This is a genomic window from Streptomyces sp. XD-27, assembly GCF_030553055.1.
Classification (GTDB): Bacteria; Actinomycetota; Actinomycetes; order Streptomycetales; family Streptomycetaceae; genus Streptomyces.
The window spans coordinates 7321099-7335840 of the sequence record NZ_CP130713.1 but is presented as its reverse complement, the minus strand read 5'-3'; the positions used below and the strand labels follow the sequence as shown (position 1 = coordinate 7335840).

Annotated in this window: 15 protein-coding genes and 1 pseudogene; 12 read left to right on the top strand and 4 right to left on the bottom strand. The window is 71.8% G+C overall.

What is annotated here, in order from left to right; translation table 11 throughout:
* Nucleotides 1-63: 63 nt before the first annotated feature.
* From Q3Y56_RS32250 to Q3Y56_RS32235, 4 genes are all read left to right on the top strand, one after another.
* Nucleotides 64-705 (top strand): ATP-dependent Clp protease proteolytic subunit, encoded by a 642-nt coding sequence (locus Q3Y56_RS32250; protein ID WP_304465259.1) that lies wholly within the window; start codon nt 64-66, stop codon nt 703-705.
* A gap of 6 nt (nt 706-711) precedes the next feature.
* Nucleotides 712-1008: a hypothetical protein gene (locus Q3Y56_RS32245; protein WP_304465258.1), complete on the top strand. Its 297-nt coding sequence runs from the start codon at nt 712-714 to the stop codon at nt 1006-1008.
* Nucleotides 1009-1515: 507 nt separating this feature from the next.
* Nucleotides 1516-1989: a C40 family peptidase gene (locus Q3Y56_RS32240; RefSeq protein ID WP_304465257.1), complete on the top strand. Its 474-nt coding sequence runs from the start codon at nt 1516-1518 to the stop codon at nt 1987-1989.
* 121 nt (nt 1990-2110) lie between these two features.
* Nucleotides 2111-2623: a DUF6328 family protein gene (locus Q3Y56_RS32235; RefSeq protein ID WP_369696829.1), complete on the top strand. Its 513-nt coding sequence runs from the start codon at nt 2111-2113 to the stop codon at nt 2621-2623.
* A gap of 81 nt (nt 2624-2704) precedes the next feature.
* Here Q3Y56_RS32235 and Q3Y56_RS32230 read toward each other — a convergent pair whose 3' ends face one another.
* Nucleotides 2705-3133, bottom strand: a complete 429-nt coding sequence (locus tag Q3Y56_RS32230; RefSeq protein ID WP_304465256.1) for an ATP-binding protein — start codon at nt 3131-3133, stop codon at nt 2705-2707.
* Between the two features lie 146 nt (nt 3134-3279).
* On the bottom strand, nt 3280-4497 hold the full coding sequence (locus Q3Y56_RS32225) for an 8-amino-7-oxononanoate synthase (protein ID WP_304465255.1): 1218 nt from the start codon (nt 4495-4497) through the stop codon (nt 3280-3282).
* Between the two features lie 171 nt (nt 4498-4668).
* Between Q3Y56_RS32225 and bioB the strand changes: the two genes are divergently transcribed.
* The 8 genes and pseudogenes from bioB (at nt 4669) to Q3Y56_RS32185 (ending at nt 14040) form a co-directional block, all read left to right on the top strand.
* Nucleotides 4669-5934: a biotin synthase BioB gene (bioB, locus tag Q3Y56_RS32220; protein WP_304465254.1), complete on the top strand. Its 1266-nt coding sequence runs from the start codon at nt 4669-4671 to the stop codon at nt 5932-5934.
* Nucleotides 5927-7266: pseudogene (locus Q3Y56_RS32215) on the top strand (adenosylmethionine--8-amino-7-oxononanoate transaminase). Before bioB ends, Q3Y56_RS32215 begins: the two are co-directional and overlap by 8 nt.
* A 75-nt stretch (nt 7267-7341) precedes the next feature.
* Nucleotides 7342-8058, top strand: coding sequence for a dethiobiotin synthase (gene bioD, locus Q3Y56_RS32210; protein ID WP_304465253.1), 717 nt, complete (start codon nt 7342-7344; stop codon nt 8056-8058).
* Nucleotides 8059-8512: 454 nt separating this feature from the next.
* Nucleotides 8513-9313: a ferritin-like domain-containing protein gene (locus Q3Y56_RS32205; protein ID WP_304465252.1), complete on the top strand. Its 801-nt coding sequence runs from the start codon at nt 8513-8515 to the stop codon at nt 9311-9313.
* Between the two features lie 174 nt (nt 9314-9487).
* Nucleotides 9488-11404, top strand: coding sequence for a RiPP maturation radical SAM C-methyltransferase (locus Q3Y56_RS32200; RefSeq protein ID WP_304465251.1), 1917 nt, complete (start codon nt 9488-9490; stop codon nt 11402-11404).
* A complete protein-coding gene (locus tag Q3Y56_RS32195) occupies nt 11401-11997 on the top strand; it encodes a DUF5825 family protein (protein ID WP_304465250.1) in 597 nt (198 codons plus the stop codon). Before Q3Y56_RS32200 ends, Q3Y56_RS32195 begins: the two co-directional genes overlap by 4 nt.
* A gap of 1 nt (nt 11998) precedes the next feature.
* Nucleotides 11999-13273 (top strand): MFS transporter, encoded by a 1275-nt coding sequence (locus tag Q3Y56_RS32190; RefSeq protein WP_304465249.1) that lies wholly within the window; start codon nt 11999-12001, stop codon nt 13271-13273.
* Nucleotides 13270-14040 (top strand): SDR family oxidoreductase, encoded by a 771-nt coding sequence (locus tag Q3Y56_RS32185; protein ID WP_304465248.1) that lies wholly within the window; start codon nt 13270-13272, stop codon nt 14038-14040. The genes Q3Y56_RS32190 and Q3Y56_RS32185 overlap by 4 nt, the downstream gene beginning before the upstream one ends.
* Here the strand turns inward: Q3Y56_RS32185 and Q3Y56_RS32180 are convergent.
* Together Q3Y56_RS32180 and Q3Y56_RS32175 are read right to left on the bottom strand one after the other, a co-directional pair.
* Nucleotides 14037-14411: a fic family toxin-antitoxin system, toxin component gene (locus Q3Y56_RS32180; RefSeq protein ID WP_304465247.1), complete on the bottom strand. Its 375-nt coding sequence runs from the start codon at nt 14409-14411 to the stop codon at nt 14037-14039. The genes Q3Y56_RS32185 and Q3Y56_RS32180 overlap by 4 nt on opposite strands.
* A complete protein-coding gene (locus tag Q3Y56_RS32175) occupies nt 14408-14635 on the bottom strand; it encodes an antitoxin (protein ID WP_304465246.1) in 228 nt (75 codons plus the stop codon). Before Q3Y56_RS32175 ends, Q3Y56_RS32180 begins: the two co-directional genes overlap by 4 nt.
* Nucleotides 14636-14742: the final 107 nt, after the last annotated feature.

The following is a 14742-nucleotide window of genomic DNA, read 5'->3' as shown; positions in this document are numbered from 1 at the left end:
TCCCCATCATAACGAGATGTACGTCCTGTACATTTTTTACAGAGAGCGATGCGAGGAGCCGCGATGCCCCGACCGACCCCGACGGCGCGCCACGTCCTGCCCGAGTTCACCGAGCGGACCAGCGCGGGGATCCGCACGATGGACCCGTACTCCAAGCTGCTGTCCGAGCGCATCGTCTTCCTGGGCACGCCCATCGACGACACCTCGGCCAACGACGTGATCACCCAGTTCATGCATCTGGAACACGCCGCGCCGGAGCAGGACATCTCGCTGTACATCAACTCCCCCGGCGGCTCGTTCGCCGCCATGACCGCGATCTACGACACGATGCGCTTCGTGTCGTGCGACATCGAGACGATCTGCCTGGGCCAGGCCGCCTCCGCCGCGGCGGTCCTGCTCGCCGCCGGAACCCCCGGCAAGCGGCTCGCCCTGCCCCACGCGCGCGTCCTCATCCACCAGCCGTCGGCCGCCGAACCCATGGAGGGCCAGATCTCCGATCTGCACATCCAGGCGGAGGAAATGCTGCGCACCCGGGCCCTGCTGGAGGAGATGCTGGCGGCGCACACCGGGCAGCCCGCCGAGCAGGTGCGCGCCGACATCGAGCGCGACAAGATCTTCGACGCGCCGGCCGCGGTGGCCTACGGCCTCGTGGACGGCGTCACCCGCAGCCGAAAGGGCCCGTCGGCGCCGCTCGGGACCCGGTGAACCGCGGTGGTGCCCGAACTGCCTCCCCTGCCCGCGCTGACGCGCGCCGAAGGAGAGCTGGTGGACCGCTATCTGGAGGTGGTCGACCTGCTGGGGCGGATCAATCCGGCGCGCGGCCGCGACACCTACAGCGGGCTGCGCGCCGCCCAGGCGCTGGCGGCCAAGGCCGCCGCGCTGCGGGACGCGCTGACGCTGATGCACGAGCGCGGGGAGAGCGAGCTGCACGCGGCGACGCTGGGCCGCGCGCTGCGCGTGCTGGACGGGGAGCGGCGTGCGGGCCGGGTGGCCGTACCGCCGCCGTAGCGCCTCCGGCATGGGCGCGCTCCGGCGCGCCAGGGGTACTCCGTACGGGCCCGCCCGAACGGAGCAGCGCGGCAACGACGCGGCGCGGGCCCCGACTTGCGCCGCGTGCGCGACGGCGACGGGCGGGGTGCCGCGTCGCCGCTGGTACGGGTCCGGCGCCACCCCCGACACAACCGCCCGAACCGTACATAACACCACCAACGGCTCAAGAGTGATGAACATCACATGCCGTCGTTTCTCCTCAGAATCGCCGATATCGTGCGTGACGATCCGTGGGACGACAAGCCCTCGCCGCAACGGCGGGGCGGTCCGGGCGGACGCCGAGTCCCGCCGCCGCGCCGGGCGTCCGGTCGACCTGAGGACCGGCGGGAGTGGAGGACCCAGGCACGCCGGGCCGGCTCGGGATCACGGGCCGCCCTTGGGGTGAAGCCGCCGCGGCGGCCGGGCATCTTCGCCTGCCCGAACCCGACAGGACTCCCTTCACAGGCGGCTGACGAAGGGGTGCGCATGACTGCGCGCACAGCAGATCCCATCGGGCTCGTGCGGGCCGGTACCGTCGCGGCCCTCGCCGCCGCCACGATCAGCGGCATGTTGCTGGTGCCCGGGTGCGCACCGGAGGCCGAGGCGGCCGCGGTCTCGGCGCGCGCCCTGAAGGTGGCGGCCTCCAAGAGGGGCGCGCCGTACCAGTGGGGCGCCACGGGCCCGCATCGCTTCGACTGCTCCGGACTGACGCTGTATTCGTTCAAACGAGCAGGAAAGCGACTGCCCCGCACGGCGGCGCAGCAGTACAACCACACGCGGCACGTCAAGGCGTCCACACGTCGACGCGGTGACCTGGTCTTCTTCCACGCCGGCAGCCACGTCTACCACGTCGGCATCTACGCGGGCCACGGCCGGATCTGGCACTCGCCCAAGACGGGCGCGGTGGTGCGGCTGGAGCCGATCTGGACCGGGAGCGTGAGTTACGGGCGCGTCCACTGAACGGGGTTGCACCGGCGGGCGCTTGGGCGTGACCCGGTGATGGCCGATCCGGAGGGCAACGAGTTCTGTGTGGAGCGCAGTGCGGTGGAGCGCGGTCTGACCGGGTCGTAGGCTGGATCACGTGCCCCGCGCCGCCCGTCATGAGACACCTCTGGAGCGCGCCGACCGGAACTTCGCGGAGCTGCTCCAGGAGCTCCGGGTGACCCAGACCGGTGTGCAGATCCTCTTCGCGTTCCTGCTGACGCTCGCCTTCATGCCGGGTTTCCCCCGGCTGGACGACTGGCAGCGCGGGATGTACGTGACGGCCCTGCTGCTGTCGATGCTGGCGGCCGCGCTGTTCACGGCCCCGGCGGCGTTGCACCGCGCGTTGTTCCGCAAGCACGTCAAGCGCCGCATCGTGGACATCTCGTCCCGGCTGGCGAGCCTGGGGCTGGTGGTGCTGGCCCTGGCGTTCACCGCGTCGGTGCTGCTGGTGGTCGACGTGGTGCTGGGGCGCGGGGCCGGGATCGCGGCGGCGGCGGGGACGTTCGCGGTGTGCGCCGGGCTGTGGGGGGTGCTGCCCCGCTGGGTGGGCCGCAGTCTGCCGAAGGCCGGGTCGGGGGCGGGCGCGCAGGCGCGGCGGGGGACCCGCTGACCAGCTGCGGCACGGGCGGCGTCCGCGGCCGGGGTCAGCCGCCGGTCCGGGGTGAGGCCACCGGGCCCGGCCCGGCCCGGGTCAGGCCACCGGTGCCGTCCAGGGCAGTGCGATCCATACGGTCTTGCCGCCCTCGGGGGTCGGGGTGACGAAGAACCTGCCGCCGGACTCCGCGGTGAGACTGCGGATGATCACCAGGCCCCGGCCGTTGTCCTGCTGGACGGCGGCGGGCAACCGTTTCGGCCACCGAGGGTGGCTGTCGGTGACCCCGATGCGCAGGTGCCGGTCGCGGTCGAGCCGTACGTCGACGGTGAAGGTGGGCGACTGCCCGAAGGTGTGCTGGACGGCGTTGGTCGCGAGCTCGGAGACGATCAGCCGCACGGTGTCCGTGGCCTCGGCGGCCTCCGGCAGCCCCCAGTCGGCGAGCACGCCCGTCACATAGCTGCGGGCCTCGGCGACGGAGGCGGGAGCGCTCGGCAGGGTGACGGACGCTTCCTGATGGTCTGCCATGGCGGCCCTGTTCCCTCTCGTTGCGTCGGAGTGCCACCGATGCTGCCCGGCTCTCCCGCGATCCTCCAAGATATGCATAAACCTGTCGCCCAAAGCAGTGAACTCTGCTATGGGAGGCCGTGACCAGGGGTACGGAAAGCTGTCGTTCAGTCTCGCGGCGCGGTCCCCGTGATCACCTCGACCGCCTGGGCGACCTGCTGGTCCGTCAGGTCCGCGCGGGCGGTCAGCCGCAGCCGGGAGATCCCGTCGGGGACGGACGGCGGCCGGAAGCAGCCGACCGCGAGTCCGGCGGCGCGGCAGTCCGCGGCCCAGCGCACCGCCTGCTCCGGCGAGGGGGCGCGTACCGACACCACGGCCGCGTCGGGCCGTACGGCGGTCAGTCCGGCGGCGGTCACGCCCGTGTGCAGGGCGGTCGCCACCGCCCGGACGCGTTCGGCGCGTTCCGGTTCGCGGCGCAGCAGGCGCAGCGCCGCCAGTGCCGCGCCGACCGCCGCCGGGTTCAGACCGGTGTCGAAGATGAACGTACGAGCGGTGTTGACCAGGTGGTCGATGACCCGGGCGGGCCCGAGGACCGCGCCGCCCTGGCTGCCGAGGGCCTTGGACAGGGTCACGGTGGCCACGGCGTACGGGGCGCCGGCGAGTCCGGCGGCGTACGGGGCGCCTCGGCCGCCGGCGCCCAGCACGCCCAGGCCGTGCGCGTCGTCGACGACGAGCGCGGCCCCGGCGGCGCGGCAGACGTCGGCGAGGCGGGCCAGCGGCGCGGCGTCGCCGTCGACGGAGAACACCGAGTCGGTGACGGCCAGCGCGCGGCCCTCGTGGCCGTCGAGTGCTTTGGCGACGGCGGCGGGGTCGGCGTGCGGGGCCACGACGGTCTCGGCGCGGGAGAGCCGGCAGCCGTCGATGAGCGAGGCGTGGTTGCCCGCGTCGGAGACGATGAGCGCGTCCGCGCCGCTCAGGGCGGTGACGGCGGCGAGGTTGGCGGCGTAGCCGGAGGACAGCACCAGCGCGGACTCGAAGCCGCAGAAGGCGGCGAGTTCGCGCTCCAACTCGGCATGGAGTTCGGTGCTGCCGGTGACCAGCCGGGAGCCGGTGGCCCCCGCGCCCCAGCGCTGGGCCGCCTCGGCGGCGGCGGCCGTGACCCGCGGGTGGCGGGCGAGGCCCAGGTAGTCGTTGCCCGCCAGGTCCAGCAGCGGTGAGTCGGACGGCCGGGGGCGCAGTTCGCGGACCAGCCCGGCGCGGCGGCGCCGCTCGCGGTCGGCGTCGATCCAGTCGAACGGTCCGTCGCGGCCGTCGGACGGTCCTTCGTTGCCGTCGAACAGGCCGTCCCGGCGGTCGACCGGGCCGTCCTGGCGGTCCTGGGGCATGGGCCGTCCCTCACGCTTCTCGCCACGGGCTCGCGGGCCCTTTGTATGCACTCGCTAGAACGTAGCGGTGTCCATGCGGGGTCAGCGTGTGGCAATAGACACACGCTTCGCAGGCCGAGTTGTGCGAAGTCTCCATTGGCCAGGGGCGGTGCGGTGGGAAAGGATCAGGCCATGGACCTGCTGAACACGCTGGTGGAGAAGGGGTTGCGGCGCGAGTCGCCGACCCGCGAAGAGGCGCTCGCCGTGCTGGCGACCTCCGACGACGAACTGCTCGACGTGGTGGCCGCGGCCGGGAAGGTGCGCCGCGCCTGGTTCGGGCGGCGGGTGAAGCTCAACTATCTGGTGAACCTCAAGTCGGGGCTGTGCCCGGAGGACTGCTCGTACTGCTCCCAGCGGCTCGGCTCGAAGGCCGAGATCCTCAAGTACACCTGGCTCAAGCCGGACGAGGCGGCGGCCGCCGCGCGCGCGGGCGTCGCCGGCGGCGCGAAGCGGGTCTGCCTGGTGGCGAGCGGCCGCGGCCCGACGGACCGGGACGTCGAGCGGGTCGCGAAGACCATCGCGGCGGTCAAGGAGGAGGTCGAGGGCGTCGAGGTGTGCGCCTGCCTGGGGCTGCTCTCCGACGGCCAGGCGTCGCGCCTGAAGGACGCGGGCGCGGACGCGTACAACCACAACCTCAACACCTCCGAGGCCACGTACGGGGACATCACCACCACGCACACGTACGCCGACCGGGTGGAGACCGTGCAGCAGGCGCAGGCGGCGGGCATGTCCGCCTGCTCCGGGCTGATCGCGGGCATGGGCGAGACGGACGAGGACCTGGTGGACGTGGTCTTCTCGCTCCGCGAGCTGGACCCGGACTCGGTGCCGGTCAACTTCCTCATCCCGTTCGAGGGCACGCCGCTGGCCAAGGAGTGGAACCTCACCCCGCAGCGGGCGCTGCGCATTCTGGCCATGGTCCGGTTCGTCTGCCCGGACGTGGAGGTACGGCTGGCGGGCGGCCGCGAGGTGCATCTGCGCTCGATGCAGCCGCTGGCCCTGCACCTGGCCAACTCGATCTTCCTCGGCGACTATCTGACCAGTGAGGGCCAGGCCGGCAAGGACGATCTGGCCATGATCGCCGACGCGGGCTTCGAGGTGGAGGGCGCCGGCACCACGACGCTGCCCGCGCACCGCGCCGACGCCCTTGCGGCGGCCGGGACCGGCGGCTGCGGCGGTCACTCCGATGCCGGGTCCGGCTGCGGCGGCCACGGCGACGGCGGCTGCGGCGGTCACGGCGGCGACAGCGGTCACGGCGGCGGCTGCGGGCCGTGCGGCGGCGGGGAGCCGGCGGATGGCGCCGCCGAGGCACCCGTACCGGCCGCCGCCGGTGAGGCGCGCACCGATCTGGTCGCCGTGCGCCGCCGGGGTGCGGGGACGGAGCTGCCGCCCAATGCCTGAGCCGCTGACCGCTCCCGAAACACTCGCCCGGCCGGAGCCACTGACGGCTGGTGAACTGCTCGCGCTCGACCGCCGGCACGTGTGGCATCCGTACGGCCCGATGCCCGGACGCCAGGAACCGCTCCTGGTGGAGTCGGCGGCCGGGGTGCGGCTGCGGCTCGCCGCCCCGGTGGAGGGGCGCACCGAGCTGATCGACGGCATGTCGTCCTGGTGGTCGGCCGTGCACGGCTACAACCACCCGGTGCTGAACGACGCGGCGCGCACCCAACTGGACCGGATGAGCCATGTGATGTTCGGCGGGCTCACGCACGAGCCCGCCGTACGGCTGGCCACCCGGCTGGTCGAGATCACCCCCGAGCCCCTCCAGCACGTCTTCCTCGCGGACTCCGGGTCGGTGTCGGTCGAGGTCGCGGTGAAGATGTGCATGCAGTACTGGCGCTCGGTGGGCCGCCCGGGCAAGCAGCGGCTGCTGACGTGGCGCGGCGGCTACCACGGCGACACCTGGCAGCCGATGTCGGTGTGCGACCCGGACGGCGGGATGCACGACCTGTGGTCCGGGGTGCTGCCCCGGCAGGTCTTCGCGGACGCCCCGCCGACGGGTTTCGACGGCGAACCCGACCCGTCGTACGTGGCGCATCTGCGGGAGGTCATCGCGCGGCATGCCGACGAGGTGGCCGCGGTGATCGTGGAACCGGTGGTGCAGAACGCGGGCGGGATGCGGTTCCACTCCCCGGCTATCTGCGGGTGCTGCGCGAGCTGTGCGACGAGCACGACGTGCTGCTGGTGTTCGACGAGATCGCCACCGGCTTCGGCCGTACGGGCGCGCTCTTCGCGGCGGACCACGCCGGGGTCTCCCCCGACGTGATGTGCGTCGGCAAGGCCCTGACCGGCGGATACCTGACGCTGGCCGCGGCGTTGTGCACGACCCGGGTCGCGGAGGGCATCTCCAGCGGCGAGGTGCCGGTGCTCGCGCACGGCCCCACCTTCATGGGGAACCCGCTCGCGGCGGCCGTCGCGAACGCCTCGATCGACCTGCTGCTGTCGCACGACTGGCAGGGCGAGGTCAAGCGGATCGAGACCGGGCTGCGGGACGGGCTGGCGGAGGCCGCCGACCTGCCCGGGGTGCGGGACGTCCGGGTCCTCGGCGCGATCGGCGTCGTCCAGCTGGACCACCCGGTGGACATGGCGGCGGCGACGCGGGCGGCGGCCCGGGAAGGGGTCTGGCTGCGTCCGTTCGGCGAGCTGCTGTACACCATGCCGCCGTTCGTCACCGGGGACGAGGACCTGGGGCGGATCTGCGCGGCGGTGCGCGCCGCGGCGGTTGCCGGCTGACGCCGGCGCGGCCGGACAAGGCAGCCGGGAAGTCCGGCCGAGAAAACCGAGAAACCGAAAGGGCGTAGGAGAGCGATGTCGGTACTGGTCGTGTCGGGTACGAACACGGAGATCGGCAAGACGGTCGTGACGGCGGCGCTGGCGGCGGCCGCGCTGGCGCAGGGGCGGTCGGTGGCCGTGGTCAAGCCCGCGCAGACCGGGGTCGCGGAGGGTGAGCCGGGCGATGTCGCGGAGGTGCGGCGGCTGGCCGGGGACGCGGTGACGGGGGTCGAACTGGCCCGCTTCCCCGAGCCGCTGGCGCCGGACAGGGCCGCGCTGCGGGCCGGGTTGGCGCCGGTGCGGACCGCCGACGTGGAGCTCGCGGTCAAGCGGCTGGCGGCCGAACACGATCTGGTCCTGGTCGAAGGGGCGGGCGGCCTGCTCGTACGCCTCGACGACCGGGGCGCGACGCTCGCCGACGTGGCCGGGCTGCTCGACGCGCCGGTGCTGGTGGTCGCGCAGGCCGGGCTGGGCACGCTCAACATGACGACGCTGACGACGGAGGCGCTGCGCGCGCGTGGCCTGGCCTGCCGGGGGGTGGTCATCGGCAGCTGGCCCGCCGCGCCCGGCCTGGCCGACCGCTGCAACCTGGCCGACTTCCCCGAGGCCGCGGGCGCCCCGCTGCTGGGCGCCGTCCCGGAGCGCGCGGGCACGCTGCCTCCGGCCGGGTTCCGCCGGACGGCGCCCGACTGGCTGGCCCCGGCACTGGGCGGCACGTGGGACGCGGCCGCCTTCGCGGCGGCCCACGGCTGAGGCGTGCCCGAGGCTCCGTCCCTGTCGAGCCGCGACCTCAGGACTGCCCCTTCAAACCCCTTCAAAGGCCCTCGGCGAAGGCCGGCTATCAAAACTCGCCAACATTGCATTCGAACTTGGCACCGCTACACCCCCATTAACCCAAAGGGTTGAGTTCTCCCCTTTCAGGCGAATGGCCAAGGACAGGTGAGACGTCGCGCTGCCTACGAGTTCGCCTGAGCGCTGGACAGGTGCCGCTCACAGCGGTCGATGGGCACATTTGAACAAGTGACCGAAATATTCCGCTGGCCCGTGCCTCTCTCGTCACCTCATGTTCTCCTTGCCTCGCACCCATCACTTCCCTGTCGGTTTCCGCTCCGGGGCCTCAGGGACACCGTAGGCGGGGAACGGGGGGATGACCGGCATGGTGACATCGCAGCACACCGACAGATCGGTCCCGGCGGCGTTACGGCGAGTGGCCCCCTACACGGGCAACGGGGTGTGGGCCGCGGGGAGTTGTTTCATCGAGGACGCCCGCGCCCATGACTGGCAGCCCCGCGAGGCGGTGCGCTCCGCACTGCGCGACCGGCCGGGGCGGGAGCGGCCTTCCGAGCTCTCCTGGCGGCTGGCCTGCGGCAGCACCTACGCCGAGCAGGTCGGCCTGGACGTGGCCGCGAGCCTGTTGCACACCTGCCCGGAAGCCGACATGAAGTGGGTCCTGGCCACCGCCGTCGCCGACGAGGCCAAGCACAGTGCCGCCTTTCATGAATACGCCCGCAGCGTCGCGGACTCGGTGCTCGAGCCCTCGGACGCCGTCGACGAGCTGTCACGCGACCTCATGGGCATGGACGACTACACTGCGCGCTTCATCGCCCACACCCTGGCCGAGGGGTTCGCGGCCGACGAGTTCCACTGGTTCGTCCAAGGCCTGCGGCGCGACGGCCTGGGGGCCGTCTACCGGCTGGTCCGCAGAGACGAGAACCGGCACGTGGCCCTCGGCATGGCGTATCTGACGCGCGGCCCTGGAGTGGCTCGGCTGCGGGCGATGCCCGCCGACCTCTTCTTGGAAAGCGAACGAACCGTGTTGCGCCACAACGACACGGAGTCGATCGGTTCGCTCGTTCACCGGCTGCTGCCCGACGTGGTCGGTGAGGACGTGGCGGTGTGGCTCCGCGCCCGTCACGAGACCCGGATGCGGGTCCTCATGAATGTCCGGCGCGACGGTGAGGAGCTCTCACGGCGCCGGCAGTACGAAATGCATCCAACCACCCAGTGAGGAGGCACACCATGGAGATCAAGAAGGTGATCGTCCGCGAGGAGACCCAGTCCTGCAACAAGTACTCGGTCTCGACGCTCGGCGCCACGAAGCAGCTGCAGTCGGAGCGCTGAGCGGTCGGGGTGGGCGCCGGCTGTGCTGCCGGCGCCCACCCCTGGTACGAGGGGAGGCTGAATGCGGGTTCATCTGGTGGCCATGCCCTGGCAGGCCATGGACATGCCGTCATTGCAGGTCGGATTGGTGCGCGGGCTGTTGGGGCGCGCTCGCCCCGACGACGACGTGTCCGAGTACCACGGGTCCATCCACTGGGCCGAGCACCTGCTGCACCGCACGGACGGGCTGCTGCGCCCCGCCGACTACGTCACGGTCGGCAGCGAATCGATCTTCGACGGGCTCGGCGACTGGGTCTTCTCCGGCGCGCTGTACGACGACCCGGACTGGGGTGTGCAGCGGTTGAAGGAGTATGCGGCCAAGCACGGGATCGCCATCGACACCGCACTCGCGATGCGTCCCTACGCCGCCGAGTTCATCGCGCTGGCCGCCGACGAGATTCTTGCCGCGGGCCCCGACCTGGTCGGGCTCACGACCACCTTCATGCAGAACGTCCCCTCCCTGGCCCTGGCCCGGGAACTCAAGCGGCGCCGCCCGGAGTTGGTGATCGTCTTCGGCGGCAGCAACTGCGACGGCCCCATGGGCCACGCCCTCCACCGCAACCACCGCTTCGTCGACCATGTGGTGCGCGGCGAGGCCGAGCGCGCCTTCCCGGCCCTGCTCACCCATCTCGACCAGGGCACGGCTCCCGTGGACGTCCCCGGACTGTGCTGGTGGGACGGTGACCGGTCGCGGGCCAACGAGGAAACGAAGCAGATCGTCCCGCCCGCCGAGATCCCCATGCCGAACTACGACGCGTGGCAGGCCGTCATGGACGCCTCACCGCTCGCGGAGTTCCTGGAACCCAAGCTGGTGGTGGAGGGCGCTCGCGGCTGCTGGTGGGGCGAGAAGCACCATTGCACGTTCTGCGGTCTGAACGGGTCGTTCATGACGTTCCGCGCCAAGTCGGGCCAGCAGTTGTGGGCCGAGATCGAGCACTTGGTGCGCAGGCACCGCATCCTCGACGTCATCACCGTCGACAACATCATCGACATGGCGTACTTCAAGGACTTCCTGCCGCTGGCCGCCGCGAGCGACTGGGATCTGCGGATGCACTACGAGGTCAAGTCCAACCTCTCCTCCGACCAGATCGCGTTGCTCGCCCGGGCCCGGGTGGCCCACGTCCAGCCGGGCATCGAAAGCCTCAACAGCCGTGTGCTGGACCTGATGGACAAGGGTGTGAGCGGGGCACGCAACGTCCGCACGCTGCGCGACTGCGAAACCCACGGCCTCACCTGTACCTGGAACTATCTGTACGGCTTCCCCGGTGAGAGTGCCGCCGACTACCTGCCCGTCATCGACCAGATGCCCGCACTCGTCCATCTCCAGCCTCCGGGGGACGCGACCCGCATCGCCCTGGAACGGTTCAGCCCCAACTTCACCGACCCGCGCATGGGCTTCACCGAGCGTCGCCCGGCGGAGATGTACCAGCACGTCTATCAGCTGCCCGAGGAGGAACTGACGGATCTCGTCTACCTCTTCGACACCACGTTCACCGGCATCGACGCCGAAGTGGAACAGCAGCTGCTTCAGGCCCTCGACGTCTGGAAGGCACATCACCACGTCTCCCGGCTCCTGGTGGAAGAGGAGCCCGATGCCGACAACGTCCTGTTGGTGCACGACCGCCGCCACGGCTGGCCGCGGCGAACCCACCGGCTGGCCGGGTGGGAGGCCGATGCCCTGCGCCATCTCGACCACGGCCGTACGGTGCCCGCGCTCCACCGGCTGCTGGCCGAGAACGGCCACGAGCTCTCGGCGTCCGAGGTCGAGCAATGGGTTCTGCGCTGCCGGGACCGGGGACTGCTGTTCCAGGACGACCGTACCTATCTGGCTCTGCCCACGTGGGGAGCGCCGATCCGCATCACGAGTGACGGAACGGCGCAGGCGGAGCCGGAGGCGATGGCCGCAGGTGCCCTGACGGGACAGGCGGTCGGCCGATGACGGTGCTCGACTCTCCGCTGCACACCGCGCCGATCCTGCCGCATGGTCCGGCTCACCAGGTGACCGGGAGACACGTCGTGGTGGAGGAGCCGTTGCGTCTCGGCGCGCATGGCCGAAGCACCGTCGACGCCGTGTGGTTCCTGCGCGAGTGCCAGACGCAGGCGCTGACCGTGGACTGGTCCCTGGCTCCCTGGGCGGCTCAGGGCACGAACCCCGCCGGCCTGCCGTTCGACCTCACCCTGCTGCGGCATCTGCCACCGCCGGCTCCGACGCCGGGCGAGTCCGCCGAGGTGATCGAGTGGCGGACACTCCATACCTACGGCCAGTTCTTCCACCGGCGAGGCCCCGGGTTCGTGACGGTCAAGGACCGCCGCGACACCTCGGCATCGGCCCGCTTCACCCTCGACCATCCCGACCTGGTCGCCACCTTTCTGAAGTGTCAGACGCCTCAACAGCTCGGCACACTCGCCCCGGTCGAGCAGGAAGCGGTGACCTTGATGGCGGCCGAACGCATCACGCTCAGTCAGGACGGCTGGGTGGTGGCCCTCCCCTCGCGCATGCGCATCTGGCCCGTCCCCCACACCGGAATCTGATGTGACCACCTCCTCCGCCGCCGAGCCCACGCCGCCGCTCCGCAGGCACAAGGCCTTCGTCCTGCTGTGCGCCGAGCAGGCGGCCAGCGCTCTGGGCCGTCAGGTCACCGCGCTGGCCCTGCCGTTGCTCGCCATCTCACAGCTGGACGCCGGGCCGTTCGGCGCCTCGGCGTTGATGGCCATGACGTATCTGCCCGGCGTCCTCCTGAGCCCGTTCATCGGTGTGCTGGTGGATCGGGCGCGGCTGCGTCGGCTGGTGGTCGCCCTCACCCTGGCGCAGGTCGCGATCGTGGGGACCATTCCCCTCGCGGGCGCCGCCGACCGACTGACCTGGCTCCACCTGTATGCGGTGGCCCTGGCCTCCGGCGGCCTGACCTCGACCCTCGGTGTCGCGCTGCAGGCCGCGCTGCCCCGGATCGTACGTGCGGACCAACTGCTGGCCGCCAACTCGGCCTTGACCGGAGCACGCACAGGTGGCCAGATCGGCGGCCCGGCCCTCGGTGGCGTACTCGTCGGTCTCTTCGGCGCCTCGCCGGCGCTACTCGTCGACTGCGCCGCGTACGCCGTCGAAGCGGTGCTGCTGCTCGCTCTCCCCGCAGCCCTCGATGTTCCGGCCGAGCAGGCCGGACCCTCCGCCGGTTCGCGCATGGACGCCCTGCGCGAAGGACTCGCGATCATCCGGCAGGAGAAGCTGCTGCGCCGCCAGGCCCTGGCGGCCGCAGGACTCAACCTGGGGGGTGGCGCCGCAGGCGCACTGTTCGCGCTGTACGCCACACGGGATCTCGAACTGCCGGCTTGGCAGCTGGGCGTCGTGTACGCGACGTTCTCCCTGGCCACCAGCATGGGTGTGCTGCTCGCGGGGCGGGTGGCCAAGACCATCGGCCTCGGCAGGGCCACCCAGTACTGCGCGGTGGGCGCCGCGACAGCGCTGTTCCTGATCCCCGCGGCCTCCATGGGCCTCGCCTTCCCCGTCCTGCTCGTCTACGAGCTGGCCTTCGGCGTGCTGGCGACCGTCTGGACCATCGCCATGACGACGGGACGCCAACTCGTCACCCCCGCCCATCTTCAGGGCCGCGTCAACGCCTTCCTCCAAGCGGCCCTCACCGGCACTCTGCCGATCGGCGCGCTGGTGGGCGGTGCGCTCGCCTCGCGTGTCGGAATGGTGCCCGTTCTCGTCACCGCGGCGACCGTCGCGCTGCTGGCCGCCACGAGCCTTTGGTCCCCGCCGGGACTGCACTCCTCCATCGAGACCGCGGCACGAGAGAAGCAGGCATGACCACGCCAGACCCGCACCACCCCACCGGACCCGGCACGATCCTGATCACCGGGGCGAGCAGCGGCATCGGCCGCGCCACCGCGCATCGACTGGCCGCCGCGGGACACGACGTCGTGCTGTTGGCCCGTCGCGAAGGCCGGCTGCGCGACCTCGCCGAGCAGCTCTCGGACGCGCACGGCGTACAGGCCATGGCCGTTCCCACGGACCTCACCCGGACCGACGCGTTGGCGGAAACCGTCGATGCCGTCCTGGCCGAGGTGCCCGGCCTGGCGGGTGCGGTGCTCGCCGCCGGCCACGGTCGCGGCCACGGAGCGGTCCGCGAGGCCGACACCACCGCATGGGCCTCTCAACTCCAGGTCAACCTGCTCGCGCCCATGCTGTTGACCAAGCTCCTGCTGCCCTCGCTCGACCGCAACGGCGGCCGACTGATCCTCATCGGCTCGGTGTTCGGGCATCGCCCCATGCCCGGCTACGCTCCCTATGCCGCCGCCAAACACGGACTGGCCGCCTTCGCGCGATCCCTGGCGCTGGAGGAAAGGCCGCCCGGCGGCTGCCGCGTGTCCCTGCTCTCCCCCGGAGCGACGAACACCGAGTTCGCGTCCGTGCTGGCCGGCGAGGAGACACCACGTGTCCATGACGTGACGGCATGGCCCTACCACCCCCTGCTCGCAGAGGACGTCGCCCGGGCTGTCGCATGGATCCTGCGCCAGCCGCCGCACGTACGGATCGCGGAACTTCAGATCGACCCCACCGATGCGGCGTACTAGGGGCGGCTCCAGCCGCGGAGTTCCTCGGCGATCACGCGGACGTCGGCGGTGCCGCTGTTCACCAGGCGGGCCAGGTCGCGGACCCGTTCGGGCGAGGTGGTGACCTTCACGCCGGCGGCGACGAGGTAGGCATACGCGACGGCGCACGCGAACAGGGCGTTGGAGCGCTCCAGGGCGGGCACCAGCAGCAGGAGCTGGAGCAGGGCGGCGGCGCGGGCCTGCGGGTCCTGGTAGATGGGGGTGCCGAAGATCTCGGCTTCGTGGCGCGCCACGGCGGCCACCAGCACGCCGTAGTCCGCCACTTGGGGATCGCCGGGCACGTTGCGTTCGGCGATCATGAGCAGCCAGGCCAGGTCGATCCGGAGTGTCAACGGCGTACGTCGCCCTGCTGCCCGAACTCCTCCGCGAACACGTCGCGGTACTGCTTCATGAAGTCGGCCGCGGCCTCGACGAACGTATGGCCGACCTCGCCCGCGTCCTTGCGGACCAGGTCCTCGATGTAACGGTTCACGCTCATGCCGCGCTGGAGCGCGCGCTCCCGCGCGGTCCGCGCGGTGGTCTCGTCGACCCGGACGTTCAGCTGCGTCTTCGCCACAGGATTACGCTAGCGCGCGGGCGCTAGCACCGGCAAGACGCGCCGGGCGCGGGTTATCCACAGGGATACCGGCGGCCGGTCCGCGCGCCTACGCTCGGCTCATGGTC